The sequence below is a fragment of the Pelomonas margarita genome (genome assembly GCF_043555875.1).
Taxonomy (GTDB): domain Bacteria; phylum Pseudomonadota; class Gammaproteobacteria; order Burkholderiales; family Burkholderiaceae_C; genus Pelomonas; species Pelomonas margarita.
In genome coordinates, this window is the sequence record NZ_JBIGHW010000007.1 from 211,113 (window position 1) to 236,560 (window position 25,448).

General features: G+C 68.2%; 30 protein-coding genes. All 30 read right to left on the reverse strand.

Translation table 11 applies throughout. From position 1 onward, the window contains the following. Window positions 1–29: 29 nt before the first annotated feature. Entirely contained in the window at window positions 30–755 is a 726-nt protein-coding gene (locus tag ACG0Z3_RS14510) for a 3-ketoacyl-ACP reductase FabG2 (protein ID WP_394398597.1), read from the reverse strand. Continuing rightward, the gene (locus ACG0Z3_RS14515) at window positions 752–1,213 is read right to left on the reverse strand and encodes a hotdog family protein (protein WP_394398599.1); all 462 of its coding nucleotides are present in this window, start codon (window positions 1,211–1,213) and stop codon (window positions 752–754) included. Before ACG0Z3_RS14515 ends, ACG0Z3_RS14510 begins: the two co-directional genes overlap by 4 nt. Next, window positions 1,206–2,378: a beta-ketoacyl-ACP synthase gene (locus ACG0Z3_RS14520; RefSeq protein ID WP_394398601.1), complete on the reverse strand. Its 1,173-nt coding sequence runs from the start codon at window positions 2,376–2,378 to the stop codon at window positions 1,206–1,208. The genes ACG0Z3_RS14515 and ACG0Z3_RS14520 overlap by 8 nt, the downstream gene beginning before the upstream one ends. Next, window positions 2,375–2,926: a DUF3261 domain-containing protein gene (locus tag ACG0Z3_RS14525; RefSeq protein WP_394398603.1), complete on the reverse strand. Its 552-nt coding sequence runs from the start codon at window positions 2,924–2,926 to the stop codon at window positions 2,375–2,377. The genes ACG0Z3_RS14520 and ACG0Z3_RS14525 overlap by 4 nt, the downstream gene beginning before the upstream one ends. After that, the gene (locus ACG0Z3_RS14530; protein ID WP_394398605.1) at window positions 2,923–4,008 is read right to left on the reverse strand and encodes an SAM-dependent methyltransferase; all 1,086 of its coding nucleotides are present in this window, start codon (window positions 4,006–4,008) and stop codon (window positions 2,923–2,925) included. The genes ACG0Z3_RS14525 and ACG0Z3_RS14530 overlap by 4 nt, the downstream gene beginning before the upstream one ends. Next, on the reverse strand, window positions 4,001–6,289 hold the full coding sequence (locus ACG0Z3_RS14535; protein WP_394398607.1) for an MMPL family transporter: 2,289 nt from the start codon (window positions 6,287–6,289) through the stop codon (window positions 4,001–4,003). The genes ACG0Z3_RS14530 and ACG0Z3_RS14535 overlap by 8 nt, the downstream gene beginning before the upstream one ends. Beyond that, the gene (locus ACG0Z3_RS14540; protein WP_394398609.1) at window positions 6,286–6,876 is read right to left on the reverse strand and encodes an outer membrane lipoprotein carrier protein LolA; all 591 of its coding nucleotides are present in this window, start codon (window positions 6,874–6,876) and stop codon (window positions 6,286–6,288) included. Before ACG0Z3_RS14540 ends, ACG0Z3_RS14535 begins: the two co-directional genes overlap by 4 nt. Then, the gene (locus tag ACG0Z3_RS14545; RefSeq protein WP_394398611.1) at window positions 6,873–7,289 is read right to left on the reverse strand and encodes an acyl-CoA thioesterase; all 417 of its coding nucleotides are present in this window, start codon (window positions 7,287–7,289) and stop codon (window positions 6,873–6,875) included. Before ACG0Z3_RS14545 ends, ACG0Z3_RS14540 begins: the two co-directional genes overlap by 4 nt. Beyond that, complete coding sequence (locus tag ACG0Z3_RS14550; RefSeq protein ID WP_394398613.1) at window positions 7,282–8,808, reverse strand: HAL/PAL/TAL family ammonia-lyase; 1,527 nt, start codon at window positions 8,806–8,808, stop codon at window positions 7,282–7,284. The genes ACG0Z3_RS14545 and ACG0Z3_RS14550 overlap by 8 nt, the downstream gene beginning before the upstream one ends. Further along, entirely contained in the window at window positions 8,789–9,709 is a 921-nt protein-coding gene (locus ACG0Z3_RS14555) for an LpxL/LpxP family acyltransferase (RefSeq protein ID WP_394398615.1), read from the reverse strand. The genes ACG0Z3_RS14550 and ACG0Z3_RS14555 overlap by 20 nt, the downstream gene beginning before the upstream one ends. Beyond that, window positions 9,706–10,437: a glycosyltransferase family 2 protein gene (locus ACG0Z3_RS14560; protein ID WP_394398617.1), complete on the reverse strand. Its 732-nt coding sequence runs from the start codon at window positions 10,435–10,437 to the stop codon at window positions 9,706–9,708. Before ACG0Z3_RS14560 ends, ACG0Z3_RS14555 begins: the two co-directional genes overlap by 4 nt. Continuing rightward, the gene (locus ACG0Z3_RS14565; protein ID WP_394398619.1) at window positions 10,437–12,107 is read right to left on the reverse strand and encodes an ApeI family dehydratase; all 1,671 of its coding nucleotides are present in this window, start codon (window positions 12,105–12,107) and stop codon (window positions 10,437–10,439) included. Before ACG0Z3_RS14565 ends, ACG0Z3_RS14560 begins: the two co-directional genes overlap by 1 nt. Next, window positions 12,104–12,661: a COG4648 family protein gene (locus ACG0Z3_RS14570; protein ID WP_394398621.1), complete on the reverse strand. Its 558-nt coding sequence runs from the start codon at window positions 12,659–12,661 to the stop codon at window positions 12,104–12,106. Before ACG0Z3_RS14570 ends, ACG0Z3_RS14565 begins: the two co-directional genes overlap by 4 nt. A gap of 14 nt (window positions 12,662–12,675) precedes the next feature. After that, window positions 12,676–12,972, reverse strand: coding sequence for an acyl carrier protein (locus ACG0Z3_RS14575; RefSeq protein WP_394398623.1), 297 nt, complete (start codon window positions 12,970–12,972; stop codon window positions 12,676–12,678). 19 nt (window positions 12,973–12,991) lie between these two features. Then, the gene (locus tag ACG0Z3_RS14580; RefSeq protein ID WP_394398625.1) at window positions 12,992–13,258 is read right to left on the reverse strand and encodes a phosphopantetheine-binding protein; all 267 of its coding nucleotides are present in this window, start codon (window positions 13,256–13,258) and stop codon (window positions 12,992–12,994) included. A 17-nt stretch (window positions 13,259–13,275) separates the two neighbouring features. Next, window positions 13,276–14,061 carry a lysophospholipid acyltransferase family protein gene (locus ACG0Z3_RS14585; RefSeq protein ID WP_394398627.1) on the reverse strand — a complete coding sequence of 262 codons (786 nt, stop codon included), beginning with the start codon at window positions 14,059–14,061 and terminating at the stop codon, window positions 13,276–13,278. Further along, on the reverse strand, window positions 14,054–14,779 hold the full coding sequence (locus tag ACG0Z3_RS14590; RefSeq protein ID WP_394398629.1) for a beta-ketoacyl synthase chain length factor: 726 nt from the start codon (window positions 14,777–14,779) through the stop codon (window positions 14,054–14,056). Before ACG0Z3_RS14590 ends, ACG0Z3_RS14585 begins: the two co-directional genes overlap by 8 nt. 170 nt (window positions 14,780–14,949) lie before the next feature. Next, window positions 14,950–15,369 carry a F0F1 ATP synthase subunit epsilon gene (locus tag ACG0Z3_RS14595; RefSeq protein ID WP_394398631.1) on the reverse strand — a complete coding sequence of 140 codons (420 nt, stop codon included), beginning with the start codon at window positions 15,367–15,369 and terminating at the stop codon, window positions 14,950–14,952. 130 nt (window positions 15,370–15,499) lie between these two features. Next, window positions 15,500–16,912 carry a F0F1 ATP synthase subunit beta gene (gene atpD, locus ACG0Z3_RS14600; RefSeq protein WP_394398633.1) on the reverse strand — a complete coding sequence of 471 codons (1,413 nt, stop codon included), beginning with the start codon at window positions 16,910–16,912 and terminating at the stop codon, window positions 15,500–15,502. Window positions 16,913–16,956: 44 nt separating this feature from the next. Further along, window positions 16,957–17,829, reverse strand: a complete 873-nt coding sequence (atpG, locus tag ACG0Z3_RS14605) for a F0F1 ATP synthase subunit gamma (protein WP_394398635.1) — start codon at window positions 17,827–17,829, stop codon at window positions 16,957–16,959. Window positions 17,830–17,888: 59 nt separating this feature from the next. After that, complete coding sequence (gene atpA, locus ACG0Z3_RS14610) at window positions 17,889–19,442, reverse strand: F0F1 ATP synthase subunit alpha (protein ID WP_394398637.1); 1,554 nt, start codon at window positions 19,440–19,442, stop codon at window positions 17,889–17,891. A 44-nt stretch (window positions 19,443–19,486) separates the two neighbouring features. Continuing rightward, window positions 19,487–20,032: a F0F1 ATP synthase subunit delta gene (locus ACG0Z3_RS14615; protein ID WP_394398639.1), complete on the reverse strand. Its 546-nt coding sequence runs from the start codon at window positions 20,030–20,032 to the stop codon at window positions 19,487–19,489. 2 nt (window positions 20,033–20,034) lie between these two features. Next, window positions 20,035–20,505 carry a F0F1 ATP synthase subunit B gene (locus ACG0Z3_RS14620; RefSeq protein WP_394398641.1) on the reverse strand — a complete coding sequence of 157 codons (471 nt, stop codon included), beginning with the start codon at window positions 20,503–20,505 and terminating at the stop codon, window positions 20,035–20,037. Window positions 20,506–20,541: 36 nt separating this feature from the next. Continuing rightward, window positions 20,542–20,811, reverse strand: coding sequence for a F0F1 ATP synthase subunit C (atpE, locus tag ACG0Z3_RS14625; RefSeq protein WP_268167015.1), 270 nt, complete (start codon window positions 20,809–20,811; stop codon window positions 20,542–20,544). Between the two features lie 53 nt (window positions 20,812–20,864). Next, a complete protein-coding gene (gene atpB / locus ACG0Z3_RS14630; RefSeq protein ID WP_394398643.1) occupies window positions 20,865–21,734 on the reverse strand; it encodes a F0F1 ATP synthase subunit A in 870 nt (289 codons plus the stop codon). A 10-nt stretch (window positions 21,735–21,744) separates the two neighbouring features. Then, a complete protein-coding gene (locus ACG0Z3_RS14635; RefSeq protein ID WP_394398645.1) occupies window positions 21,745–22,248 on the reverse strand; it encodes an ATP synthase subunit I in 504 nt (167 codons plus the stop codon). Between the two features lie 148 nt (window positions 22,249–22,396). Continuing rightward, entirely contained in the window at window positions 22,397–23,299 is a 903-nt protein-coding gene (locus tag ACG0Z3_RS14640) for an SMP-30/gluconolactonase/LRE family protein (RefSeq protein WP_394398647.1), read from the reverse strand. An 18-nt stretch (window positions 23,300–23,317) separates the two neighbouring features. Next, window positions 23,318–23,833, reverse strand: a complete 516-nt coding sequence (locus tag ACG0Z3_RS14645; protein ID WP_394398649.1) for a GNAT family N-acetyltransferase — start codon at window positions 23,831–23,833, stop codon at window positions 23,318–23,320. A 24-nt stretch (window positions 23,834–23,857) separates the two neighbouring features. Next, window positions 23,858–24,577: an alanyl-tRNA editing protein gene (locus tag ACG0Z3_RS14650; protein WP_394398651.1), complete on the reverse strand. Its 720-nt coding sequence runs from the start codon at window positions 24,575–24,577 to the stop codon at window positions 23,858–23,860. After that, window positions 24,577–25,416 (reverse strand): PhzF family phenazine biosynthesis protein, encoded by an 840-nt coding sequence (locus ACG0Z3_RS14655; RefSeq protein ID WP_394398653.1) that lies wholly within the window; start codon window positions 25,414–25,416, stop codon window positions 24,577–24,579. The genes ACG0Z3_RS14650 and ACG0Z3_RS14655 overlap by 1 nt, the downstream gene beginning before the upstream one ends. Between the last annotated feature and the right edge of the window lie 32 nt (window positions 25,417–25,448).

Here is a 25,448-nt window from a genome sequence, read left to right on the forward strand (position 1 = left end):
CTTGGGGCGGCCCGGCGCTCGGCCCGCCCTCATCCCACCATCCCGCCGTTGACCGAGATCACCTGGCGAGTGATGTACGCCGCATCCTCACTCATCAGGAAACTCACCACCGCCGCGACCTCTTCGGGCCGCCCCACGCGCCTGGCCGGGATGATCTTCAAGGCTTCCTCGACCAGCGCCGGATCGACCATGTCCGTTTCTATCAGCCCCGGCGCCACGCAGTTGACCGTGATCTTGCGGCTGGCCAGTTCGACGGCCAGCGCCTTGGTGGCGCCGATGATGCCGGCCTTGGCTGCGCTGTAGTTGACCTGGCCGCGGTTGCCCATGATCCCGGACACCGAGGCCAGCGTGACGATGCGGGCCGGCGCCTTGCGCCGCACCAGCGGCATCGTCAGCGGCTGCAGCACGTTGTAGAAGGCGTCGAGGTTGGTGTGGATGACGGCATCCCAGTCCTCGCTGGTCAGAGCCGGGAAGGCGCCGTCGCGGGCAATGCCGGCGTTGCAGACGATGCCGTAGTAGCAGCCATGGGTCTCGATGTCGGCCAGCAGCGCGGTGGACGCGGCCTCGCGGTCGGCGACGTCGAACTGCAGCACGCGGGCCGTGCGGCCCAGCGCGGTGATCTCGGCCGCCACCGCCTCGGCCTGCTCGCGCTGGCTGCGGCAGTGGACGACGACGTCATACCCGTCACGCGCCAGGCGCAATGCGATGGCCCGGCCGATGCCCCGGCTCGACCCGGTGACCAGCACCGTACTCATACAGTTTCTCCGTTCAAAAAAGCGCTCGGGTCCTTGGGCCCGAACACCGTCAGCGTCGCGCTGGCCAGCTCCGTGCCATCCGCATGGATGCGGCATTCGAACTGGCCCAGGCCGTTGTCCGCCTGGTAGCCACGCTCGATGTCGACCTGCAGCGTCTGCCCTGCGGCAAAGCGCGGCAGGCTGCAGCGGTAGCGCCGCGTGCCCAGCAGCAGGCCGATGCGCGGTGCTTCACCCAGTTGGCGCGACTGCCAGCCGGCCCAGGCGGCGACGGCCTGGGCCATGTACTCGATGCCCACCCACGCGCCCACGCCGCCGTCGTGGCTGAACAGTCCGTCGGCCGGCACGACGACCTCGGCGCTGAGGCGCTCGCCCTCGACGGCGATGACGCGGTCGAGCAAGCTCATGGCACCCGAATGCGGCACGAGTTCGAGGATGGACGGCAGCGTGGTCTCAGTCATGGCTCAACACCAAGGTCGCGTTGTTGCCGCCGAAGGCGAAGGAATTGCTCATCACATGGCGCGGCACGGCGGCCAGGCGCTGACCCGGTGCGACCAGGGCAATCTGCGGCAACTCGGCATCACGCTGGCCGTCGAAGTGATGCACGGGCAGGCGGCCGTCGCCGGCCACCGTCAGCCACGCGATGGCGGCCTCGATGGCGCCGGCCGCGCCCAGCGTGTGGCCGGTCAGCGGCTTCGTCGACGAGCAGGGCAGGCCCAGGCCGAACAGCTCGGCCACGGCTCGGCTTTCCATCGCGTCGTTCTGCGGCGTGGCCGTGCCATGCAGGTTCAGGTAGCCGATGTCGGCCGGCTGCAGGCCGGCGCGCGCCAGCGCCTGGCGCATCGCCGCCAGTGCGCCGCGGCCGCCAGGCTCGGGCGCCGAGATGTGATGGGCGTCGGAGCTTTCTCCATAACCCGACAGTCGCACGGCAGATGGCTCACGACTCAGAACAAACAGCGCAGCGCCCTCGCCGATGTTGATGCCGCTGCGCGTCGCGCTCATCGGCCGGCAGCGCGCGGCGTCCACGGACTCCAGCGCCGTGAATCCGGCCACCGTCATGCCGCACAACGCGTCGACGCCGCCCACCAGCACCGCGTCGCACAAGCCCGCGCGCAGCAGCCGTGCGCCACTGGCCAGCGCCTTGGCGCCGGACGAGCAGGCGGTGGAAATGACATAGCTCGGGCCACCCAGGCCCAGCAGCTGGGCCAGGTTCAGCGCCGGCGAGCCCAGCTCTTGCTGCTCGACGTGAAAACCCGCCGGCAACTGTCCGTCGCGGGCCAGCGCGGCCAGCGCAATCTCGCTCTCACCGACGCCCGACGTGCTGGTGCCCAGGACGACGCCGATGCGGTCGGCGCCGTGGCGCACGATGGCCTCATCGACCTGCGCGCGGATCTGCGCCAGCGCTGCCAGCAGCAGCGCGTTGTTGCGGCTGCGCTGCTCCAGCGGCAGAGCCGCCACCGACGGCAGCTCAGCGTGCACGACGCCCAGGTGCAGTTCGTGCCCCGGCCAGACGGTGTCGTTGACCGAGACGCCACCCGGCTGATCGGCGAAGACGGCCTCCCGCAACTCGGCCAGGTCGTGGCCGGCCGCGCAGATGACACCGGGAGGATGTAGATAAACGCTCACGACGAGGCTTCCGAGGGCTGGGACTCGATCAGCAGGCGGTAGCCCTCGGCCCGGTTGACGATCTCGATGATGTTCGCGGCCGGTCGGCGCACCACCAAGCGGGCTTCTCCGGCTTGCTCCAGCGACTGGCCTTCGGCGGTGTCCACCCAGCGCCAGCCGTCGGGCAGCGCGGCACGCACGGCCTCGGCCGGCCAGTAGGTCAGGCACAGGTCGCGCAGCATGTGGTCGGTGTCGACCTCGCCCGGCAGCATGGGGTGGCGTTGCACGCTCAGGTCCTTGCCGTCCCACTGCATCAACAGCACGCGCTGGCTGAAGGCGAAGCCCGCCAGCAGCAGTCCGGAGGCGTCCAGCTGCAGCTGCATGTCGACGCGCTGCGGCGGCACGTCAGGCGCATCCAGGCGCGTGACGGACAGGCGCTGCGTCAGCGCCAGACGCGTGCTGCCCAGCGCCGCCGGCGGCAGGCGCAGCGCCGGCAGGCCGCCGGCCTTGGGCGGTGCGCTGGCACATCCGGCCAGCAGCGCGGCGACAAGAAGCAAACGCCGCCTCATGCGCGGGCGAACCTCAGCAGGCTGTGGCAATAGCCGATGCCATCGCGCATCGTCAGCAGGCGCAGACCGGCGGCCTCGGCCAGGCGGACGTAATCGCCGCTCTCGTAGACCTTGCTGTTGCCGCTGGCCATGGCGGTGAAGTAGGGCGAGGTGTTGATGAGGCAATAGGCCGCGATGTCGTAGCGCTGGCGGTCCCAGAAGGTGTCCATCACCAGCACCTGGCCGGCGCTGCCCAAGCAGGCGGCCACGCGCCGGAAGATGCTGGCGATCTCGGCCTCGCCGAAGCAGCTGAGGAACTGGCTCATCCACACCAGGTCCATGCCCGTGGGCAGCACGGCGTCCGCGTCCAGCAGGTTGCGCGCATGCAACTGGGCGCGCTCGCGCAGGCCGGCGGCGGTGAGATTGGCATCGGCCACGGCCAGCTGCTGCGGCAGGTCCACCAGGTTGAGCTCGGCGCGCGCGTCGTAGGCCAGCGCGGCCAGGCTGAACTTGCCGGTGTTGGCGCCGATGTCCATCAGGCGCTTCGGCGCGGTGGCAAAGACGTCGGGCAGGATCTCGGGGAAGGACGTGTCCGAGTAGTGGTGATCGAACGCAAACCAGCTGGACTTCGCCGGCTCGGGCAGCTGCGACAGCACCGGGTAGATGCTGGGCCAGTCGCCCTCGCCACTCAGGTGCGCCAGGCCCAGCGGCTTGCCTTCGTCCAGAGAGCGCTCAAGCTCGAACAGGCCCTGGTAGCAGACGTCGTGGATGAAGTCGAAGTTGACGCGCGTGATGTCGTCGGAGACTACGCAGAAGCCCGCCTTGTCCAGCTGCCAGCGCCCGCCCTGGATCATCACGACGCCGGCCGACAGGCAGGACTCCAGCACCAGCTTCAGCGCGTAGCGGCTCCAGCGCCCGGTGGCCTCCAGCGCGGCCAGCGTAACGCCGGCCTCGCCCGCCTCAGCCAGCGCCTGCAGCATGCCGCGCTTCCATGCGTAGCGCACGCAGTGAAAAACCACCGGGCCGAAAGCGATCTTCTGTGCCTCGAAGCGGGCGTCGAAGGCGCGCTGCTTCGGGGGAGAGAACTTCTTGGTCTCAAGCATGGGGCGGAAGGAAGAATGGGGTGAACAGCCAGGCGAGGAAGACGCCAATGAGCAAGGTCAGGCCAAAGGCCTGCAGTGCGGGGGTGCCGGACAGCGCCAGCAGGCCGAAGGACAGCAGCGTGGACGCTGCGGCCAGCGTGACGGACAGGAAGGGCCGGGTTTCGGCGCGGCCGGGTTGTTCCAGCAGGAATATGCCGTAGTCCACGCCCAGCCCCAGCAGGATGAGCAGCGGCAGGATGTGAAACAGCTGCAAGACTTGCCCGCAGATGGCAAGCAGCGCCACGGTCAGCACCGAGGCCAACGCGGTGGGCGCCAGCGCGCGCCAGGACGCGCGGCCGAAGCGGCAGGCCAGCGCGGCCCAGGTCAACACGAAGCCCAGCACCAGCACGGCCGACATCAGCTGGCGGTAACGGCCCAGCAGCTGGCTGACCTCGCCAACCTTGTCGACCCAGCTCACACCGTCCAGCTTCAGCGCGGCGAGTCCGGCGCGGGCGTCGGCCGCCTCGGCACCACGCAGCAGCACGACGCTGGTGAAGCCGTCGCCCATGCGGCCCAGCCATTGCGCACGCACGGGTTCACTGACGGGGCTGGCCAGCCAGGCCTGCGGCTCGATCTCCGCATGCGGCGCTGCGGCGAGCGCGACCGGCTGGCCCAGCTTGTCGGCCAGCACAGGGCGCAGTTCGGCCCCACGGCGGGCGGACAACTCGGCGTCCTCGCGCTGGCGACGCAGCGACGGTAGCCAGTCGCTGACAGCCTGTGCATGCACCCTCATGCCGCGCAGTTGCGCCGTCAGCGCTTCCTCGCGCTCCAGCAGCTGCTGCTCGCTCGCCCCATGCACAACGAAGAACTGCGCGACACCCGGCGCCTGCATCAACCGCGCGAACTCGCGCTGCTGGGCCACCAGCGCTGCGGGCGCGGACTGCAGCTGGCGGATGTCGTCGTCCACGCGCAGCCGGCTCGCGCCCCAGCCCGCCAGCAGCGCCGTCGCCGCCAGCAGCAGCGTCAAGCCACGCCTGCCCAGGCTGGGCCACAGCGCGCGGCGCGAACCCAGCCAGTGCGCGAAACGCGTCGGCTTCATGAGACCCGCGCCATCCAGCAACGGGAACCACCACAGCACGGTCACGAAAGCCGCGACCAGCCCGACCGCCGAGAACACCGCGATCTGCCGCAGGCCCGGGAAGGGCGGCAGCGCCAGCAACGCGTAGCCGATGACCGTCGTCGCCATCGCGAGGCTGACGACGGGGATCTGGCGCGTCAGCATGGCCCAGCGCTCGGAGGCTTGCAGCCCCTGGCGAGCACTGAAGTAGTTGCTGCCGTAGTTCTCGGCCACGCCCAGCAGGCTGGCACCGAACACCAGCGTCACGAGGTGCAGCTCGCCGAACACCAGCAGGCTGACCGATGCCGCCACCGCCAGGCCCACGGCCATCGACAGCGCCACCAGCAGCCGCGGGCGGATGGAGCGAAAGGCCAGCAGCGTCAGCGCGACGATGCCAAGCAGCGAACCCAGGCCGATGGTGTGGATCTCGCGTTCGGCCTGTTCGGACGCTGCTGCGGCAAACAGCGGCACGCCGGCGGCAATGACCTGTGCGCCCTGCCCTCGCGCGGCCTTTGTGGCGACGTCCAGCTTCGGTTGCAAGGCCCGCTGCGCGCTGATCTCGAAACCCGATCCGGGCAGTTCGATGAGCACCAGCGCGAAGTGACGTTCGGGCGCCGTCGAATCAGTCAGCATCAGCCGGCCGCCCTGCACGCGCACCCGGCTCATCTGGCCGCGCTCGGCCAGCCATCGGCCGAAGAGGTTCAGCGGATCATCGGCCCAGTTGCCGACACGCGGCCCGCCAACGGGTTGATAGAGCGCAGCCAGCGCCTGGTCGGCCAGCGTCTCGGTGTCGGCCGTGGACAGCTGCTCGCGCGCCTGCGGCGACAGCAGGCCGGCACGCAGCGGTGCGTAAAAGCCCAGCCAGGCGTTCTGGTCGGCATCGGCGACACGATGGCGCGCGGGGACATCGCCCAGCGCCCGCAGAAAGGCATCCGCCGCCGTCGCGGCCTGCGCCTGCGCGCCGCCGCCGATCAGCACGGTGATGCGCCGCGAGCCCGCATCGGCCAGCGCCTGCGTGGCCTGGGCGGCCTGCGGGCGCTGCTCGTCACGCGGCAGCATGGCCAGCATGTCGGTCACCGGCGCACGGCGCTGAAGGCCCCAGTGCCAGACGTTGTGCACCACGCACGCGAGCACGAACACCAGCCACACGGCCGCGAGGCGCCGGGTACTCGTTTCGAGACTCACTGGAACAGGCCCGGCTCGGCGGCGCCGTCGGTGCGCTGGTTGGTCAGCTGGATCAGGCTCTCGTCGCCATTCGCCTCGAAGAGCTGGATGCGGCGCACGAAGCCATCGCCTTCCAGCGAGACGCGCTGAAGCACCTGCTGCAGCGGGCCGGCCTTCGGTGCCAACGCGAGTTGCCAGCCAGCGCCATTCACGCTGCCCTTCAGGTCGAACACATCGGCCAGCCCGCTGACGTCGCCGTTCAGCAGCGCGAACATCAGCGTGTTGATGAGGCGCACGGCCGGTTCACGCGAAGCCTCCAGCTTCATCGCCGTCTGGCCGCCCTGCGTGGCGCGGATCTCGGTCTGCGTCAGCCGCAGCTCGCTGGCGAAGGGCTTGAGCGTGCGCCACAGCACGCCGCGGCCACGCGCCGCAACGAAATTTCCGCTGGACAGCAGCGGTTTGGCAAAACCCGGCACCTTCTTGGTCTGCGTGAAATCGCCGCGCAGCCACTCGGGTTGCTGCAGGCGCTCGCGCACGGACTGGGCGAGGTTGGACTGGGCCCATGCCGCAGCAGGCAGCAGAGTCAACAACAGCGCACGGCGCTTCATGCTGGACGCACGCCGAGCTTCTGCCACAGCACCGGCGGACAGACCCATTCCATCTCACGCGTCGCGATGTTCAGCGCCACCTGGATGGTGTGGGCCTTGTTGATGACCTTGCCCGTCACGGCATCGCGGATGACGTAGTCGACCTTGATGCGGTTCTCCCACTCGACAATCTCGGCACGCACGATGGCGCGGCGGCCGTAGGGCAGCATGTCCACGTACTTGAGCCGCATGTCGACGATGGGCCAGGCATAGCCCGACTCGCGCATCTGCGGGTAGTCATAGTCGAAGCGGGCCATCAGCGCGTTGCGGGCCAGCTCCAGGTACTTCACGTAATGCCCGTGCCAGACGATGTCCATCGGGTCCAGGTCATGGAAGGCCGGGCTGATCTCGATCTCGTGCCACAAGTCAGGCATACAGCTCCCACGATTGCGTGCGGATGGCATCGACAAGCCCGCGCAGTTCCTTGTCCAGCGCGCGGTCCTCATTGATCAGCGGCAGGCGTTCGGCGAGGTCGGCCTGCAAGCCGGCCAGCGCAGGCGTCAGCGCCAGCGGCGTCTTGCGCTCGCGCAGCGCCAGGCCCTGGCGGGCGGCGATCAACATGCCGGCGACGACCTGCTCGGTCAGGTCCAGCACGCGCAGCGCGTCGCGCGCGGCGATGGTGCCCATGCTGACCTTGTCCTGGTTGTGGCACTCGGTACTGCGGCTGAAGACCGACGCCGGCATGGTGCCTTTGAGCGCCTCGGCCGTCCACGCGGACACGCTGATCTGCAGCGCCTTCAGGCCATGGTTGATGGGCGCGCGTTCACCGCTGGCACCGCTCAGATTGGCCGGCAGGCCGTGGTTGTAGCGGGCGTCAACCAGCAACGCCAACTGGCGGTCCAGCAGGTCGGCGACGTTGGCGACGGCCGTCTTCAGCGTGTCCATCGCCATCGCGATGTGGCCGCCGTAGAAGTGGCCGCCGTGCAGCACGCGCTCCTCGACGGGGTCGATCAACGGGTTGTCGTTGGCGCTGTTGAGTTCGTTCTCGATCAGTTGGCGCAGCCAGGGCAGCGCATCTTCCAGCACACCGATGACGTGGGGCGCGCAGCGCAGCGAGTAGCGGTCCTGCAGGCGCTGCTCGTTGCGCGGCGGGCGGTCGCTGGCGAGATCGGCGCGCAGGCGCTCGGCCACGCGCTGCTGGCCGGCATGCGGCTTGGCGGCGAACAGCGTCGCGTCGAAATGATGGGCGTTGCCATCGGCGGCGACGACGTTCATCGCCGTCAGGCGCGTGGCCAGCCGGGCCAGGTACTCGGCACGCGCGAAGGCCAGGCAGGCCAGGCCGGTCATGACGGCCGTGCCGTTCATGATGGCCAGGCCTTCCTTGGGGCGCAGCTTCAGCGGCGTGGCGCCGACGGCGCGCAGCGCCTCGGCGGCGGCCAGCGTCTCGCCGTTGACGCTGACCTCACGCTCGCCGCACAGCACGGCGGCGAGGTAGGACAGCGGCGTCAGGTCGCCGCTGGCGCCGACGGAGCCTTCGCTGGGGATCAGCGGCAGGATGTCGTGCCTGAGCAGCGTCTCGATCTGGCGCAGCAGGTCCAGGCTGACGCCGGACAGGCCCTGGCTCAGCGAGGCCAGCCGCGCGCCCACCACGGCGCGGGTCTGCTCGGGGCTCAAGAGCGCGCCAGCGCCGATGCCGTGGTAGGTGTAGAGGTGGTGCGGCAGTTCGGCAACCAGTGCCGGCGGCACGGCGACGGTGCAGGAGTCGCCGTAGCCGGTGGTCACGCCGTAGACGACGCCGTCCTCGGCCAGCAGGCGGGCGACGAAGTCGGCACCGGCCTGGATGCGCGACTGGAACTCGGGCGTGCGGCCCAGTTCGGCGTCGGCCTGGCGTTTGGCCAGCGCGACGATGTCCTCGATGGCGAGGCGCTGGCCGTCAAACGTGATGCGAGACATCGGGGCGATCCCAGAAGGCATAGAAGTTGAACCAGTCATAGGGCGAACGGCGCAGCCGCGCGGCCAGCGCGTCGGCGAAGCGGCCGGCATGCTCGGCCAGCGCGGCTTCGCGGGCGCGGCGGGGCAGCATGACCTTGTCGGCCAGCCGCTCGAACTCCAGCGCATAGCCGTCGCCTTCGTGCAGGCTGAGCATCAGGAACAGCGGGCAGCCGAGCAGGCCGGCGATGAGATAGGGGCCGACCGGAAATTCGGCCTCGCCGCCGAGGAAGGGGATGCGCACCGTCTTGCTGCCGCGCACCGGCACGCGGTCGCCCGCGATGGCGAGGAACTCGCCAGCCGCGACGCGCTCGGCGAGCTTCAGGACGAGGCCCATGTCGAGGTCGCTGACCTCGATGAGTTCGACGCCACGGTGCGGGTTCAGCTTCGCGAGGATGCGGTTGAAGCTCTCGGCATGCTTGGTGTGCACGAGCACGTTGACCTTGAGGTCGGGCGCCTGCTCGGCCAGGGCCTGGCAAAGCTCCAGGCAGCCGGTGTGGGCCGTCACGAGCACGGCGCCCTGGCCCGTTTTCGACTGGGCCTCCATCAGCTCCGTGCCGCGCGACCGCACGCGTGCCATCGGGTAGCGCCCGGCGATGGCCAGCAGCTTGTCCAGCATCGTCTCCGCGAACAGCCGCACATGGGCCAGGCCCTCGCGCCAGCCGGCCGTGGGCTGCAGGCGACGCAGATAGCCCAGGCTGTGCGCGCGCAGGTTCGCGTTGGACAGCCAGTAGACCAGCACGATGGGCCACAGCAGCGCGCGGAACACGGCGCGGCCCAGCAGCCGGTGCACAAAAAACAGCAGCCAGATGCCGGCGACGAAGGTGTTCTCGCCCATCTGCGCCCAATGCCGCGAACGCGTCATGCCGCGACCTTCCGCCAAAGCAGTCGCGGCGCACGCCACAACATGCCGAAGAACAACCGCGTGTGCATGGCCGAGATCAGCACGTTGTCCTTCCAGACACGGAAGTGCGAGACGCCGTCCTCGGGGTAGCGCACGCGCGTCGGCATGTTGGTGACGTCCATGCCCGACCAGTACAGCCGCACGGCGATCTCGGTGTCGAAGTCCATGCGCCGGCCGATGTACTGGCGCTCGATGACGGCCAGCGTGCCGGTCAGCGGATAGATGCGGAAGCCGCACATGGAGTCGCGGATGGCCAGCGACAGCGTGTTGATCCACACCCAGATGTGCGTCGCGTAGCGGCCGTAGAGCCGCGCCCTGGGAACGCTGTCGTCGTAGATCGGGCAGCCGCAGATCATCTGCGTGGGTGCGGCGGCGGCGGCGGCGGCAAAGCTCGGCACGTCGCGCGTGTCGTGCTGGCCGTCGGCGTCGATCTGCAGCGCATGCGTCCAGCCGAGTTGCGCCGCGCGGCGCAGGCCGGCGATGACGGCGCCACCCTTGCCCTGGTTGACGGGCAATCGCTCCAGCGTCACCTCCGGCAGCTGTGCCAGGCGATCCAGCACGGCCGCGCAGCCGGGCTCGCTCGCATCGTCCACCAGCAGCACCGGCAGGCCGTGCGCACGCAGCGCCGCGACGACGCCCGTGATGGGGCCGCCATGGTTGTAGACGGGGATGACGGCGCCGAGCTTCATCAGGAGGTTGCGGCGAACAGCAGCTTGCCGCTGGCGTGCTGGCCCAGGTCGGAGTGGTAGCGGAAGCTCAGCTTGCCCGGCGTCCAGCTCAGCGACAGCGTGACGAGACGGCCCGGCGTGATGACGCGCTGGAACTTGACGGCCTCCATGCCGGCGAACTCGCCATCGATGACGAAGCGCTCGCGGCCGAACATCTGCGCCCACTCCAGTTGCACAACGCCGGCCAGGATGGGATGGCCGTCGAAATGGCCTTCGAGCTGCGGCAGCGCGGCGTCGATGAACAAGGTCAGCTCTTCGCCCCCCTCGTGGCGCTGGATGGCGCGCAGTGCCGGGCGGCGCGGGTCGAATTCGGTCAGCAGCCGCGCCTGCGTGGACTTGGCCATCGCATTGACGGGCAACTCGGGCAGGAAGCGGAAGCGCCGCGGCAGCGCGACGCGCTCGACGACGTCGGTGAGCAGGGCCCGCAGCGCCTCGGCCAGCGCACGCCGGCCTTGCGCGTCGTGCAGCGCCCAACCGGCGTCGCTGGGCACGGCGACGACACCCAGCTGTTCGCGCGGCTCGGTCAGCGTGACAAGGCGCAGGTCGGCCAGCAGGGGCGACGCGCGCAGCGCCGCCTCCACGGCCGTCAGCGACACGCGCTTCTCGGCGACCTTGACGATGCGGTCGGCGCGGCCGCGCAGCTCGAAGCCACCATCCACCGCCGCGGCACGGTCGGCGCTGGGCATCCAGCCGGCCTCGTCCAGATGCGGCGAACGCAGCCACAGCGCGTCGTCGTCCAAGCGCCATTCGACGCCGGGCAGCGCCTGCCAGTACGTCGGCGCGCCGGGGTTGCGCTGTCGCCAGGCGACGCCACCGGTCTCGCTGCTGCCGTAGACCTCGATGGGCGCACGGCCGAACACGCGGAGGACCTCGGGCACGGCCGCGTCGGGCAGCGGCGCACCGGAGCTGAAGACCTGGTCGACGCTGTGCTGTGCCTGCAGCGGCAGCCGGCTCAGATGGGCCGGGCTGGCGACGAGGACCGCACGGGCACCGGGCGGCGCCAGCTCGGCCAGGTCCTCCAGCACGACGACGCTCTGTGCCTGGATGGCCCGGCCCGTGGCCAGCGGCCACAGCACGCGGAACAGCAGGCCGTAGACATGCTGATGCGACACGCTGGCCAGCACGGCGGCGCCGGGCGCGGTGGCGCCGAAGGTCTGCTCCTGAGCGGTGATCTCGTCGAAGAGCTGGCGCAGCCGCTTCGGCAAGGCCTGGGGCTCGCCGGTGGAGCCGGACGTGAAGACGACAAGCTGCAGTGCTTCGGCGTCCAGCGGCACCATCGCCACGGCAGGTGCGGCCGCAGGCGTGACGACGGGCAGCTCCTGCGGCGGCGCCACGTCGCCGGCAAAACCATCGACGCGCGTGCGCAGCGCCTGCCGGCTCGCGGCCGTCAGGTCCCCCGGCAGCCAGGCCTGCTTGCCGGCCTGCCAGGCGCCGAACAGCGCGGCCGCAAAGCTCAGGCTGTCGTGGAAGTAGAGCGCGAAGCGCTGGCCCGGCTGTGCGGCGAAGGCGGCCTGCCAGCGGCCGGCCTCGGCCAGCCAGTCGGCGCCCGTCACCGGCTCGCGTTGACGCCAGCCGAGAACGGCAGGTGGCGGCAGCGTCAACAGGGCAGCCAGGCGCTGCGCTGGGCTCACGGATGCACCCTTTCCCACCGCGCGCGCAGTTGCCTGCGCACCAGCCATTCACCGGCCATCAACGTGCCGACGAGGACATAGGAAATGAAGCCGTTGTAGAGAGCCCAGGTTTTCTCCGAGGCCCACAGGGCCGTGGCCAGCGACAGGCTGCCGTTGAGCACGAAGAAGCTGCACCAGACCTGGGTCACGTGGCGCGTGTAGACGACGCCACGGGGATGGAGATCGGGCTCTTGCAGGCGCGCGAGGCGTTCGGCCACGGTCGGGCCGCGCACGAGGCTGAGACCGAACACGATGAGCAGCGCGAAGTTGACGAGCACGGGATAGAGCTTGAGCGGCAGGCTCATGTTGAGCAGGGCCGTGCTGCCGGCCAGCACGAGCGCCGCCAGCGCCACCCAGCGCGCCTGCACGGCCTGCTGCGCGCCGCCGGCCAGCCAGCGCAGGCCACCCAGCACCAGCAGCAGCAGCGCGAGATAACGAGGCTCGATATGCCCCAGGCTGAAATAGACGATCAGCGGATACGCGGCCGTCAGGGCCAGCACCAGGGCCCAGCGCATCGCGAGCCCCGGGGTCAGGCGGTCGTGGCCGCCGCCGGGCGGTCGCCGACCTCGGAGGACTCGGCGCCTTCCTTCAGCAACCCCTGCAGCGCGTCGATGACGTCCTGCAGCGTGCGCACGGCCTTGAAGGCCTCGGGCTGCAGGCGCTTGCCCACCAGCGGCTTGAGCTTCACGATCAGGTCCACGGCATCGATGCTGTCGATGTCCAGGTCGTCATAGAGCCTGGCCTGCGGGGCGATGCGGTCGGCCTCGATGTCGAAGGTCTCGACGAGGATGCTGCGCAGGCGATCAAAGATTTCTTGGTCGGTCATGGCGGTCATTCCTCGGCGTTCAGGCGGCGATCTTGCGGTGGCTGTCGACGAACTGCGCCAACGCACGGATGCTGGCGAAATGCTTGCGGGTCTCGACCGAGTCGGCCGCCATGCTCAGGCCGTAGCGCTTCTGCAAGGCCAGGCCCAGCTCCAGCGCGTCGATGGAATCCAGGCCCAGGCCTTCGACGAAAAGCGCCTGTTCGGCGTCGATGTCATCGGGCTTGAGGTCTTCGAGTTGGAGTGCCGAGATCAGCAGCTCCTTGATTTCTTTTTCCAGCGCTTGCATGACTCCCCTTCAACACCTCAACCCGGCGCCCGCACGGGCTCCGAAAAAAACTGGATCAGACTTTCCGTCAGGCGCCTGGCCGCGCGGCCATGCTCACCCCCCGCCGCCGCCAGCACAGGCGCAGAGGGCAGATCGTCGCCAACCTCGAAGGTGAAGCACAACTTGCGCCTAGCGACGGCCCACCAGGGCTGCCCCTTGTAAAGACCGAGCGGTTCGCAACGGATGCGTACCGGCGTGATGTCAAGCCCGCCGCGTAACGCGACTTGCGCAGCACCACGTTGCATCCTCAGCGGCTGCCCAGGCCGCGACCGTGTGCCTTCAGGAAAGATGATCAAGTTGCTGCCCATCGCCAGTGTGTCGATACAGGCGCGCAACAAATCAGCATCGGGATTGTTGCAGATGTAGCCCGTTGCCCGCACTGGGCCACGCGTACAGGGGTGATCGGCCAATGTGGACTTGACCACGCAACTGGCATTGGGCACGAAACCGATGAGGAAGGCCACATCGATCAGTGTGGGGTGATTGGCGAGTATCAGCAGGCCACGGCGCTGCAGCTTCTCGAGACCACGCACCTCGTAGTCGATCAGCCCCAGCAGGCGCATCCAGCGGACGAACAGGCGAAACACCGTCTGCACCATCGTGCGAGCCGCCTGCTGGCGACGCGCAACGTCACGCCACCGCAGGGCCTGCAGCGGGAACACGAGCAGCCAGAGCAACACCCCGCCCATGCCGAAACTGGCGAAGGCGATCGCCGTCGCGACGATGCGCCACAGCCTACCCGGCCAAACCAGCAACTCAGCCATGACGGCTCCACAGCCAGCCACCTTGCGGACTGGACTGGCGCCACCGCGCGGCAGAACCCACCAGGAACCGCAACGTCGCAAGATCGGCCGGCAAATCGTCGACCTGCTGTCGGTCGCCAGACGGCGCTGCCACTAGACGCAGACCTAGCTCTGCCGGCTCCAGCAGCACCGCCCAGGCTCGCAGTGGCCCGGGGTAGCGCTCGAAGCCCTCATACGGCTCCGGCAATGCGGCCTCGATGGAGACGACTAGTACCTGCGACGCGCCGTCCGCCAGCAGGCCCACGGCCTCACAGACGCCGGCCGCCGCGCTGGCCTCGCCGGCCGACACGGCGGCGTAGTTGGCGGTGTCACCTCGTGCAATGGAATAGAGGGCACTGCTGGCGTTGTGCACGGACAGGCTGAACGCCGTGGGCGACAGCGGCTCACCCGCACTGAGCTGGCGCAGCAGCGCCACGGAGCGGGCGATCTCGCCCCAGCGCGACGCGAACACCACGGGTCCGGTCGGCTCGGCCCCCTGCGCGCCCCAGGCGACCTGCAATGCGGCACGACCCAACGGATCGATGCGCCGACGCGTCATCGCCGACACCTCGGCAAGCGGCGCTACCGCATCGACAGGGGCCAATGGCCACACAGGCGCACTCAACCAGCCCACCCAGGCCTCCTGCGTCTGCAGGCTGGGCGCCCATGCGGCCCAGCGGCGAACTTGGAAGTCAGTCATGAATCAGGCGGCACTATGCAATCCAGGGACGGCGCAATTATCGGTAGCAAGGCTTGCAGGCCCGAGATGCCGAAGCGCCAGAAAGCAGGCGCCATCCCCGTGAAAATGCCCCCCCAAACGCAAAGCGCGGCCATTGCCGCGCTCTTCGGAGGAAAGCCGTAAGCCTTGACTTACTTCTTGCTGTTGAACTTGCGCAACGCAGCGATCTGCGCAGCCAGGCCCATCAGTTCGTTCTGGATCGCCGTCTGGTCCAGCTTGTCCTTGGCGTTGCGCAGCGCTTCTTCGGCGAGCTTCTTGGCCTCGATGGCCTTGGCTTCGTCGAGGTCCTTGCCGCGGATGGCGGTGTCGGCCAGCACGGTGACGCGGTGGGGCTGCACTTCCAGAATGCCACCGGCCACGAACACGAATTCTTCCTGGTCGTTGTCGGCACGCTGGATGCGCACGGCGCCCGGCTTGATGCGGGTGATCAGCGGCGTGTGCTGCGGCAGAATGCCCAACTCGCCACTCTCGCCCGGCAGGGCCACAAACTTGGCCTCGCCGGAGAAGATCTGCTCTTCGGCGGAGACCACGTCGACGTGGAGGGTTGCCATGAGATTGATCCTTGTTTAACGGAAAGAGGGTTCAGTCAGCGAGCGGTCGGGTCTGAGGCGAGGCGCCGCGCAGAGCTGGACTCGCGTCCAGCGAGCACGGCAACGCCACATCAGGCCCGAATGCGAAGCCTTACTGAATCTTCTTCGCCTTCTCGAACGCTTCGTCGATGGTGCCGACCATGTAGAAGGCCTGCTCGGGCAGCGAGTCGCACTCGCCCGCCACGATCATCTTGAAGCCGCGGATGGTTTCCTTCAGCGGCACGTACTTGCCCGGCGTGCCCGTGAACACTTCGGCGACGTGGAAGGGCTGCGACAGGAAGCGCTGGATCTTGCGGGCGCGAGCCACGGCCAGCTTGTCTTCCGGCGACAGTTCGTCCATGCCCAGAATCGCGATGATGTCGCGCAGTTCCTTGTAGCGCTGCAGCACGGCCTGCACGGCACGGGTCGTCGTGTAGTGCTCTTCGCCGACGACGTTGGGGTCGATCTGGCGGCTGGTCGAGTCCAGCGGGTCCACGGCGGGATAGATACCCAGCGAAGCGATGTCACGCGACAGCACGACGGTAGCGTCCAAGTGGGCGAAGGTCGTGGCAGGCGACGGGTCGGTCAGGTCGTCCGCGGGGACGTAGACGGCCTGGATGGACGTGATCGAGCCGACCTTGGTCGACGTGATGCGTTCCTGCAGGCGGCCCATTTCCTCGGCCAGCGTCGGCTGATAGCCCACGGCGGAAGGCATGCGGCCCAGCAGTGCGGACACTTCGGTACCGGCCAGCGTGTAGCGGTAGATGTTGTCCACGAAGAACAGCACGTCCTTGCCTTCGTCGCGGAACGACTCGGCGATGGTCAGGCCGGTCAGGGCCACGCGCAGACGGTTGCCCGGGGGCTCGTTCATCTGGCCGTAGACCATGGCGACCTTGGAGTCTTCGAGCTTCTCTTGCACGACGACGCCGGAGTCCGACATCTCATGATAGAAGTCGTTGCCCTCGCGGGTGCGCTCACCCACGCCGGCGAACACGGACAGACCGCTGTGCGCCTTGGCGATATTGTTGATGAGCTCCATCATGTTCACGGTCTTGCCGACGCCGGCGCCACCGAACAGACCCACCTTGCCGCCCTTGGCGAACGGGCAGATCAGGTCGATCACCTTGATGCCGGTTTCCAGCAGGTCCTGCGACGGGCTCAGCTCGTCGTAGGCCGGGGCCTTGCGGTGGATGGAGGCGCTCAGCTCGGACGACACCGGGCCGCGCTCGTCGATGGGATTGCCCAGCACGTCCATGATGCGGCCGAGGGTCGCCTTGCCGACCGGCACCTGGATGGTGTCGCCGGTGTTGTAGACCTCGGTGCCGCGGCGCAGGCCGTCGGACGAACCCAGCGCAATGGTGCGAACCACGCCGTCGCCCAGCTGCTGCTGGACTTCCAGCGTCAGGGCCGAGCCTTCCATCTTCAGCGCGTCGTACACCTTGGGCATGTTGTCGCGCGGGAATTCCACGTCCACGACGGCGCCGATGCACTGAACGATCTTGCCGACTGCTTGAGTGTTAGCCATTTTTTCGTTCCTTCAATTCCGTATTGCTTGCCTGCTTGACCTGATCAGCCCACGGCGGCGGCGCCGCTGACGATCTCGGACAGTTCCTTCGTGATCGCGGCCTGGCGGGTCTTGTTGTAGACCAGCTTCAGCTCGCCAATCAGCGTGCCGGCGTTGTCGGTGGCGGCCTTCATGGCCACCATGCGGGCGGACTGCTCGCTGGCCATGTTCTCGGCGACAGCCTGGAACACCAGCGCTTCCGTGTAGCGCAGCAGCAGCTCGTCGATGACGGTGGCGGCATCGGGCTCGTAGACGTAGTCCCACGAGTGACCGGCCTTGTCCGTTGCCAGCGCTTCGGCCTTCAGCGGCAGCAGCTGCTGGACAACCACTTCCTGCTTCATCGTGTTGATGAAACGGGTGTAGCTGAGGTAGACGGCCGACAGCTTGCCTTCTGCGTACGCATCCAGCAGCACCTTCACCGGACCAATCAGCGTCTCGATGTGCGGGGCATCACCGAGCTGCGTGGCGTGGGCCACAACCTTGGCGCCGATGCGGTTCATGAACCCGAAGCCCTTGCCGCCAATGGCGACAACATCGGTCTTCTGGCCCTGGCCTTCAAGCTCCTTGAGCTTGTTGGCAGCGGCGCGCAGCACGTTGGTATTCAGACCACCGCACAAGCCTTTGTCCGTCGTGACGACCACCATGCCAGCCGCCTTCGCATCGTCGTTCTTCACGAGGAAGGGATGACGGTATTCAGGATTGGCCAGGGCGAGCTGGGCGGCAATGTTGCCGACCTTCTCGGCGTAGGGGCGGGCCGAGCGCATCCGTTCCTGCGCCTTGCGCATCTTGGATGCGGCGACCATCTCCATCGCCTTGGTGATCTTCTTGGTGTTCTCGACCGACTTGATCTTGCCGCGGATTTCTTTGCTTGAAGCCATTCGAACTCCTAGTCAGTGCGGGGTTGAGTGTGGAGGCTCAGCCCCGCTGTTCCGTGGCTTCAGGCGAAGGACTTCTTGAACGCCGTGATGGCGGCGTTCAGTTCGGCCTCGGCGTCCTTGTCCATCGCCTGCTTGGTCTCCAGCGTCTGGAGCAGCGCGGCGTGGCTGGTCTTCAGGAACTGGTGCAGGCCGTGCTCGAAGGCCAGAACCTTCTTGACTTCGATGCTGTCCATGAAGCCCTTGTTGGCGGCATACAGCGACGCACCCATCAGCGAGATGGACAGCGGCGAGTACTGGGCCTGCTTCAGCAATTCCGTCACGCGGGCACCGCGGTCCAGCTGCTTGCGGGTGGCTTCGTCCAGGTCGGAAGCGAACTGCGCGAACGCAGCCAGCTCACGGTACTGGGCCAGGTCGGTACGGATACCGCCGGACAGCGACTTGATCAGCTTGGTCTGGGCAGCACCACCGACGCGCGACACCGAGATACCGGCGTTGATGGCGGGGCGGACACCGGCGTTGAACAGGTTGGTTTCCAGGAAGATCTGGCCGTCGGTGATCGAGATCACGTTGGTCGGCACGAAGGCAGACACGTCACCGGCTTGCGTTTCGATGATCGGCAGGGCCGTCAGCGAACCGGTCTTGCCTTTGACCTCACCCTTGGTGAAGGCTTCGACATAGTCGGCGTTCACGCGGGCGGCACGCTCCAGCAGGCGGCTGTGGAGATAGAACACATCGCCAGGGAAGGCTTCGCGGCCCGGCGGGCGGCGCAGCAACAGCGAGACCTGGCGGTAGGCCACGGCCTGCTTGGACAGATCGTCGTAGACGATCAGCGCGTCTTGCCCGCGGTCGCGGAAGTACTCGCCCATCGTGCAGCCGGAGTAGGCCGACACGTACTGCATGGCAGCAGAGTCAGAGGCCGAGGCCGCCACGACGATGGTGTACTCCATTGCGCCGGCTTGCTCGAGAGCGCGCACGACGTTCTTGATGGACGACGCCTTCTGGCCGATGGCGACGTACACGCAGGTCATGTTCTGACCCTTCTGGTTGATGATCGCGTCGATGGCGACGGCGGTCTTACCAGTCTGGCGGTCGCCAATGATCAGCTCGCGCTGGCCACGGCCGACGGGCACCATGGAGTCAATCGACTTCAGGCCGGTCTGCACCGGCTGGTCCACCGACTTACGGGCGATCACGCCCGGGGCGACCTTTTCGATGACGTCGGTCATCTTGGCGTTGATCGGGCCCTTGCCGTCGATGGGCTGGCCCAGCGCGTTCACGACGCGGCCGATCAGCTCGGGGCCGACCGGCACTTCCAGGATGCGGCCCGTGCACTTGACGGTCTGGCCTTCCGAGACGTGCTCGTAGGCACCCAGAATCACGGCACCGACGGAGTCACGCTCCAGATTCAGCGCAAGACCGAAGGTCTGCGTGCCGTCCGGGGCGGCCGCGAATTCGAGCATTTCGCCCTGCATCACGTCCGACAGGCCGTGGACACGGACGATGCCGTCCGAGACCGACACGACGGTGCCCTGGTTGCGGATGTCCGCGCTGGGGGCCAGGCCCTCGATGCGGCTCTTGATCAATTCGGAAATTTCTGCAGGGTTCAGTTGCATGTCGGTCTCCCGACCTGGCGCCCAGGCGCCAGGTGGTTGGGTGTTTAGGCAATCAACGCGGTCTTCATGCGCTCCAGACGGGCGCGCACGGAGGTGTCGAGCACTTCGTCGCCGACGGTGGCGCGCACGCCGCCGATCAGCGTCGGGTCGACACGCACATCCAACTTCAGCTTGCGGCCGAAGCGCTTTTCCAGCACCTCGGTCAGCTCGACGAGCTGGGCAGCGTCCAGCGCATAGGCGCTGTCAACCTGCGCCTCGGCAACGCCCAGGGCGCCAGCCGCCAGCGTGTGGAACTGCGCGACCGCAGCTGGCACAGCATCCAGCCGGCGGTTCTCGACCACCGTCTGCAGGAAGTTGCGCACGCCGGGCAGCAGGGACTGGCCCAGCTGCTTCTCTGCGGCTTCGGCGGCCACGGCGGCAACCTGTTCAGCCGACGTCTTGGGATGGTCGGCGAACTGGCGCAGCGCGGCGTCACCCGCCACGGCGGCCAGAGCGTCGAGCTGACCGCGCCAGGCGGCCAGGTCGGCGTTGCGGGCAACCTGGAACAGCGCCTCGGCGTAGGGGCGGGCGATGGTGGCGAGTTCTGCCATGGTCAGAGCTCCTGCTTCAGACGCGCCAACAGATCGGCATGAACGCCGGCGTTGACTTCCTTGTGCAGGATGGCCTCGGCGCCCTTCACGGCCAGCACGGCGACCTGCTCGCGCAGGGCCTCGCGGGCACGCACGACCTGCTGGTCGGCGTCGGCCTTGGCCTGGGCAATGATCTTGGCTGCCTCGTCCTCGGCGCGCTTCTTGGCCTCTTCGACGATGGCTGCGGCGCGCTTTTCAGCGTCGCCCAGCAGCTTGGTCGATTCGGTGCGCGTCTGCGCCAGCTGGGTCTCCACCGCCTTGTTGGCGGAAGCGAGTTCGCTCTTGGCGCGATCAGCGGCGGCCAGGCCGTCGGCGATCTTCGCGGCGCGCTCGTCCAGCGCCTTGGCGATGACGGGCCAGATGAACTGAGCCGTCACCCATGCCAGGATCGCAAACGGGATCCACTGGATCCACAGTGTTGCGTTGATGTTCACGGCTTATCTCCTTTCAAGCCTGAAAGGGGCCGGTGATTACTTCGGCAGGTTGGCCAGCAGGGTCGCGGCGAACGGGTTGGCGAAGGCGAACAGCAGGGCGATGGCGACGCCGATCAGGAAGGCGGCGTCGATCAGGCCGGCCAGGATGAACATCTTGGTCTGCAGCTGGTTCATCAGCTCAGGCTGACGGGCCGAGGACTCCAGGAACTTGCCGCCCATCAGCGCGATGCCGATCGAAGCGCCGATGGCGCCGAGGCCCACGATGATGCCGCAAGCCAGAGCAACCAGACCGAGGATGTCGTTCATTTGAAATCTCCTAGAGACAGTGAAGAAAAAGGAAAGGGAACAGGAAAGAAAAATCAGTGATGGTCGTGCGCTTGACCGATGTAGATCAGCGTGAGCATCATGAAGATGAACGCTTGCAGCACGATCACGAGGATGTGGAACAGCGTCCAGATCGTGCCGGCCACAACGTGGCCAAAGGCCATGCTGAAACCCGTCACGCTCATCGCAAACGCGCCGCCCATCAGCGCGATCAGCATGAACACGAGTTCACCAGCAAACATGTTGCCGAACAGCCGCATGCCGTGAGACACGGTCTTGGCCAGGAACTCGATCATCTGCATCAGGAAGTTGAACGGCCACAGCGCCCAGTGATCGCCGAACGGGGCGGCGATCAGCTCGTGACCCCAGCCGCCCAGACCCTTGATCTTGACGCTGTAATAGATGCACAGCAGCAGCACGAAAGTGGACATGCCCAGCGTGGTGGACAGGTCGGCCGTCGGCACGACACGCAGGTAATCCTTGAAGCCCAGGGCGGGGCCGGCCGTATGCCACAGCTGCGGCAGCGCATCGACCGGCAGCATGTCCATGAAGTTCATCAGGAAAATCCAGACGAACACCGTCAGCGCCAGCGGGCCGACGAAGGCGCGACTCTTGGCGTTGTCGATCACGCTCTTGGCCTGGTTGTCGACCATCTCGAACAGGATCTCGACCGCCGCCTGGAAGCGCCCCGGCACGCCGGAGGTCGCCTTGCGCACCCCCAGCCACAGCAGGAATACGCCCAGGAAACCCAGCACCGTGGCCACGACCAGGGAGTCGAAGTTGTAGAGGCTGAAGTCGACGATGTCCTTCTGCTTCACGCTCTCGAACGCGAAGTTCTTCTGCAGGTGCTGCAGATGGTGGGTGATGTACTCACCGGCGCTGGGCGCGTGCTGTTCGCTGCTCATCGTCTATGACTCAATTCGTTCGTTGAACGGCCCGGCTCAACCACCACCAGGCCCCCAGATGTACCTTCAGGCACGCAATCAGCGCCACCAGCAAAGCCGGCCAGCTCAGATCCCGCACCAGCCACGCCGCCGCCACCAGGATGACGACCGCGAGGCCCACTTTGATCAGTTCCCACACGAGGAACGACAGGAACGCTGCCTGAGCCTGGACGGCCGGACGACGCAGACCCCAGGCCATGACGGCATGGGGCAACACCACCGCAACCGCGCCCCAGACCGTGGAGCGCACCTGCTGCGCGGGCGCAGAGCCAAGAAGCCACCACGCCAGCGCCAACAAGCCGCCGACCCCCGCCTGGATGGCCACCACGCGCCAGGGCGAGAGGGGCTTTTCGCGCACCAGCAGGGCTTGCACCTGCTGGGCGGTCCAGGGCGGCACGGGCACGGAGTCGGGCGCGTCGTCGTCCCACGGGCTGACGGGGCTGCTGGCAGGGCGAACCTCAGGGCTGGCAGTCATGTCGGCGTTGACGGGACGAAGGGCGCCGACACAAATGCCGGCCGGCAAAACCACGGGAGTATATGTGGTTACCCGTACTTTCCCAAAAGCAACCCCACGCGCGAGCCGGCAACCCCCGGTCAACGGGGGGCGAACGGGCGCCGGCGCGTCAGAGCCTGCAGCGCTGCGCGGGCAGGCCCGGCACGGTTACGCGCAGCGTCAATACGGCACCAGCCCAGGGCTCGCGGGCAAGTTCGTCGGCGGGGCGCTTGTCGCAAGCCGTCGTGATGAACAGCGTGCGCCGATCCGGCCCACCGAAACAGGGCATGGTGGGGCAGCGCACCGGCAGCGCGATATCTTCCAGCAGCTGGCCGTCGGCTGCATAACGCAGCAATCGCGCGCCTTCAAACATGGCCACCCAATAGGCACCGGACTCGTCCACCGCCGCCCCGTCCGGGCGACCGCCGTAGCTTTCCAGAGGCTGGCCGGCGGCGCGCGGCTCGAAACGGGCGAAGACCTGCGCCTCGCCCAGCGTGCCGGCCTCGACGTCAAAGTCATGGCGCCAGACCGTGTGGGCCTTGGTGTCGCTGCGATAGACGCTGCGGCCGTTCGGGCTCCAGGCCAGGCCGTTGGAAGTCACGATGCCGTCCAGCTGCGCGTGGGCGCCGGCAGCGTCGATGCGCCAGAGCGCGGCCTCGGGCTCGCGCGCATCGCTGAGCGCGCCGATCCAGAAGCGGCCGGCGGCGTCGGGCTTGCCATCGTTGTAGCGCTGGCGAGCAGGGTCGTAGGGCGGCGCGGCGAGTGGCGTCAGCGCCCCGCTAGCGGTGTCCAGCGCCCACAGGCCGTCGCGCCGCGCCACGATCAGCCCACCACCTTGGCGCGCTGCAATGCAGCCGGGTTCAGCCGCCTGCGGGAAGACGTCGGGCGCATCCGCGCCCTCGCGCCAGCGCAGCACCTGGCGGCCGGGGATGTCCACGCAATAGAACTGCTGCTCGTCGGGATGCCAGAGCGGCGATTCGCCCAGCAGACAGCGGTGGGCGCCCAGGGGCCGGATGTCGTAGTCAAGTGCCATGGCCGGCACTCTAGGCTGTTATCCGAAGTAACTCGGGCGGAAGCCACCCAGCTCCACCTTCAGGTAGTGGGCGCCAGGGATGGGGTTGAAGTAGAACGGCGGCACTTCGACGAAGCCCAGGCTCTCGTACAAGCCACGCGCGGCCTCCATGTCGTCCAGCGTATCCAGCAGCATGCACGAATAGCCGGCCTCGGTGGCTCGATCCATCAGCTGCTGAGCAAGCAGCCGCCCCAGGCCGAAACGCCGGAAGGCCGGGCGCACGTACAGGCGCTTCATCTCGCAGGCATTGGGGTAGTCGGCATCCCGCAGCGGGCGGAATGCGCCGCTGCCAGCCACCGCGCCGTCTACCAGCGCCAGCAGCATCAGCCCGTCAGGCGGTGCGTAGGGCCCCGGCAGCGCCGCCAGCTCCTCCTCAAAGCCCTGGAAGCACAGGTCCACCTGCAGGCTGTTGGCGTAGTCGCGCAGGATGTGGCGGGTCTCCTGCCAGTCCTCTGGCGACTCGGGAATGATGAGTTGGATGTCTGGGCCGGACATAGCGGCGCAGTGTAGCCAGCGGCCTCAGCCCGAAAAGCCGAGCACGACCCTGCGGGTCTTGGCGGACTTCTTCTCTATCTTGGTCACGACGACCGCGCCGATCTCCGCCGTGTTGGCGACGTGCGTGCCGCCACAGGGCTGCAGGTCCACGCCCTCGATTTCCAGCACCCGCACGCGCCCCAGGCCGCGCGGCGGCTGCACGCTCATGGAGCGCACCAGGCCCGGGTTGGCATCGAGCTCGGCCTCGCTGATCCAGCGGTGGCGCACCGGATGGGCTTCGGCCACGAGGCGGTCCAGCCCGGCCTGAAGAGCGTCCCTGTCGAAGGGCTGATCGGTGTGGAAGTCCAGCCGCGCGTAGCCCTCGGTGATGGAGCAGCCATCGACCGGATACGGCAGCAGCGCGCACAGCAGGTGCGTGGCCGTGTGAAAGCGCCGGTGCGCCTGGCGCCTGGGGGCATCCACGTTCACCTGCACAACAGCGCCGACCGCCGGCAGCGTGTCGCCGTCCATGAGGTGGACGATGGCGCCTGGCTGCTCCTTGCTCTTGCGCGTGTCGGTGATCCGCCGGCGCTGCGGGCCGGCGCTCAGCCAGCCGGTGTCGCCAGCCTGGCCGCCGCCCAGCGGGTAGCAGACCGTGCGGTCCAGCAGCACGCCGCCCTCGCCGTGCGCGATGACGCGGGCCTCGCAGGCCAGCAGCGTCGCATCCTCGCGGAACAGCTCCTCGGTGAGCACGGGCGCCACCATCACAGCCGCACCTGGCCGTGGATGAGCGGCGTGACGTCGCCGCCTATCCAGGTGGCCTCGGCATCGCGCGTCACGTGCACGCGGCCGGCGCGGCCCAGCGCGGCGCCTTGCGCGGCCACGTAGTGGTCGCCCGCCAGACCCGCGCCCTGCAGCCACAGCGCCAGGCCGGCGTTGAGGCTGCCGGTCACCGGGTCTTCCGGCACGCCGAGGTCGGGCACAAAGGCGCGCACCTCGAACTGGCAGTCCGCCCCCTCGGGATGGGCGCCGACGACGCCCAGCTTCAGGCCCTGCATGGCAACAAAATCCGGCTGCAGCGCCAGCACCGAGGCGGCGTCCGGCAGGCGAGCGGCCATCCAGCCCGGGCCGTTGTCGCACCAGACCAGATCCAGCAACTGCGCCGGCGCGATGCGCAGCGCCGCCAGCACCTGCGCTCGGCCCGCCGAATCGACCGGCCCACTGTGGCGCAGCGGCGGCGCCGCGAAGGCCAGCCGCGCGCCGTCGCGCTTCACGCGCACCAGCCCGATGGCGCATTGCTGCACCACTTCGCCGGGCTTCTTCACATCGCCACCACTGGCCAGGAAGGCATGCGCGCTGCCCAGCGTCGGGTGGCCAGCGAAGGGCAGCTCGCCACCGGGCGTGAAGATGCGCACGCGGTAGTCGGCCGCGGGGTCGGTGGGCGGTAGCAGGAAGGTGGTCTCGGACAGGTTGGTCCAGCGCGCGAACGCGGCCATGTCCGCATCGGACAGGCCCGCGGCGTCGATGACGACCGCCAGCGGGTTGCCCTTCAGCGGCTCGGCGGTGAAGACGTCGACCTGGGCGAAGCGGCGCAGCTGGGTCATGGCTGCCCCCTTCGGCCTGCGGCTTGCCCCGC

Excerpts from the sequence above, each read along its gene's own strand:
- atpG (WP_394398635.1), bottom strand. The coding sequence starts at position 17,829 with ATGGCTTCAAGCAAAGAAATCCGCGGCAAGATCAAGTCGGTCGAGAAC.
- ACG0Z3_RS14590 (WP_394398629.1), bottom strand. The coding sequence starts at position 14,779 with ATGACTGACTTCCAAGTTCGCCGCTGGGCCGCATGGGCGCCCAGCCTG.
- ACG0Z3_RS14560 (WP_394398617.1), bottom strand. The coding sequence starts at position 10,437 with ATGAAGCTCGGCGCCGTCATCCCCGTCTACAACCATGGCGGCCCCATC.
- ACG0Z3_RS14515 (WP_394398599.1), bottom strand. The coding sequence starts at position 1,213 with ATGACTGAGACCACGCTGCCGTCCATCCTCGAACTCGTGCCGCATTCG.
- ACG0Z3_RS14585 (WP_394398627.1), bottom strand. The coding sequence starts at position 14,061 with ATGGCTGAGTTGCTGGTTTGGCCGGGTAGGCTGTGGCGCATCGTCGCG.
- ACG0Z3_RS14635 (WP_394398645.1), bottom strand. The coding sequence starts at position 22,248 with ATGACTGCCAGCCCTGAGGTTCGCCCTGCCAGCAGCCCCGTCAGCCCG.
- ACG0Z3_RS14545 (WP_394398611.1), bottom strand. The coding sequence starts at position 7,289 with ATGCCTGACTTGTGGCACGAGATCGAGATCAGCCCGGCCTTCCATGAC.
- ACG0Z3_RS14655 (WP_394398653.1), bottom strand. The coding sequence starts at position 25,416 with ATGACCCAGCTGCGCCGCTTCGCCCAGGTCGACGTCTTCACCGCCGAG.
- ACG0Z3_RS14595 (WP_394398631.1), bottom strand. The coding sequence starts at position 15,369 with ATGGCAACCCTCCACGTCGACGTGGTCTCCGCCGAAGAGCAGATCTTC.
- ACG0Z3_RS14640 (WP_394398647.1), bottom strand. The coding sequence starts at position 23,299 with ATGGCACTTGACTACGACATCCGGCCCCTGGGCGCCCACCGCTGTCTG.
- atpD (WP_394398633.1), bottom strand. The coding sequence starts at position 16,912 with ATGGCTAACACTCAAGCAGTCGGCAAGATCGTTCAGTGCATCGGCGCC.
- ACG0Z3_RS14580 (WP_394398625.1), bottom strand. The coding sequence starts at position 13,258 with ATGCAAGCGCTGGAAAAAGAAATCAAGGAGCTGCTGATCTCGGCACTC.
- atpB (WP_394398643.1), bottom strand. The coding sequence starts at position 21,734 with ATGAGCAGCGAACAGCACGCGCCCAGCGCCGGTGAGTACATCACCCAC.
- ACG0Z3_RS14550 (WP_394398613.1), bottom strand. The coding sequence starts at position 8,808 with ATGTCTCGCATCACGTTTGACGGCCAGCGCCTCGCCATCGAGGACATC.
- ACG0Z3_RS14540 (WP_394398609.1), bottom strand. The coding sequence starts at position 6,876 with ATGAAGCGCCGTGCGCTGTTGTTGACTCTGCTGCCTGCTGCGGCATGG.
- ACG0Z3_RS14510 (WP_394398597.1), bottom strand. The coding sequence starts at position 755 with ATGAGTACGGTGCTGGTCACCGGGTCGAGCCGGGGCATCGGCCGGGCC.
- ACG0Z3_RS14615 (WP_394398639.1), bottom strand. The coding sequence starts at position 20,032 with ATGGCAGAACTCGCCACCATCGCCCGCCCCTACGCCGAGGCGCTGTTC.
- ACG0Z3_RS14570 (WP_394398621.1), bottom strand. The coding sequence starts at position 12,661 with ATGCGCTGGGCCCTGGTGCTGGCCCTGACGGCCGCGTATCCGCTGATC.
- atpA (WP_394398637.1), bottom strand. The coding sequence starts at position 19,442 with ATGCAACTGAACCCTGCAGAAATTTCCGAATTGATCAAGAGCCGCATC.
- ACG0Z3_RS14530 (WP_394398605.1), bottom strand. The coding sequence starts at position 4,008 with ATGCTTGAGACCAAGAAGTTCTCTCCCCCGAAGCAGCGCGCCTTCGAC.
- ACG0Z3_RS14555 (WP_394398615.1), bottom strand. The coding sequence starts at position 9,709 with ATGACGCGTTCGCGGCATTGGGCGCAGATGGGCGAGAACACCTTCGTC.
- atpE (WP_268167015.1), bottom strand. The coding sequence starts at position 20,811 with ATGAACGACATCCTCGGTCTGGTTGCTCTGGCTTGCGGCATCATCGTG.
- ACG0Z3_RS14645 (WP_394398649.1), bottom strand. The coding sequence starts at position 23,833 with ATGTCCGGCCCAGACATCCAACTCATCATTCCCGAGTCGCCAGAGGAC.
- ACG0Z3_RS14525 (WP_394398603.1), bottom strand. The coding sequence starts at position 2,926 with ATGAGGCGGCGTTTGCTTCTTGTCGCCGCGCTGCTGGCCGGATGTGCC.
- ACG0Z3_RS14650 (WP_394398651.1), bottom strand. The coding sequence starts at position 24,577 with ATGGTGGCGCCCGTGCTCACCGAGGAGCTGTTCCGCGAGGATGCGACG.
- ACG0Z3_RS14575 (WP_394398623.1), bottom strand. The coding sequence starts at position 12,972 with ATGACCGACCAAGAAATCTTTGATCGCCTGCGCAGCATCCTCGTCGAG.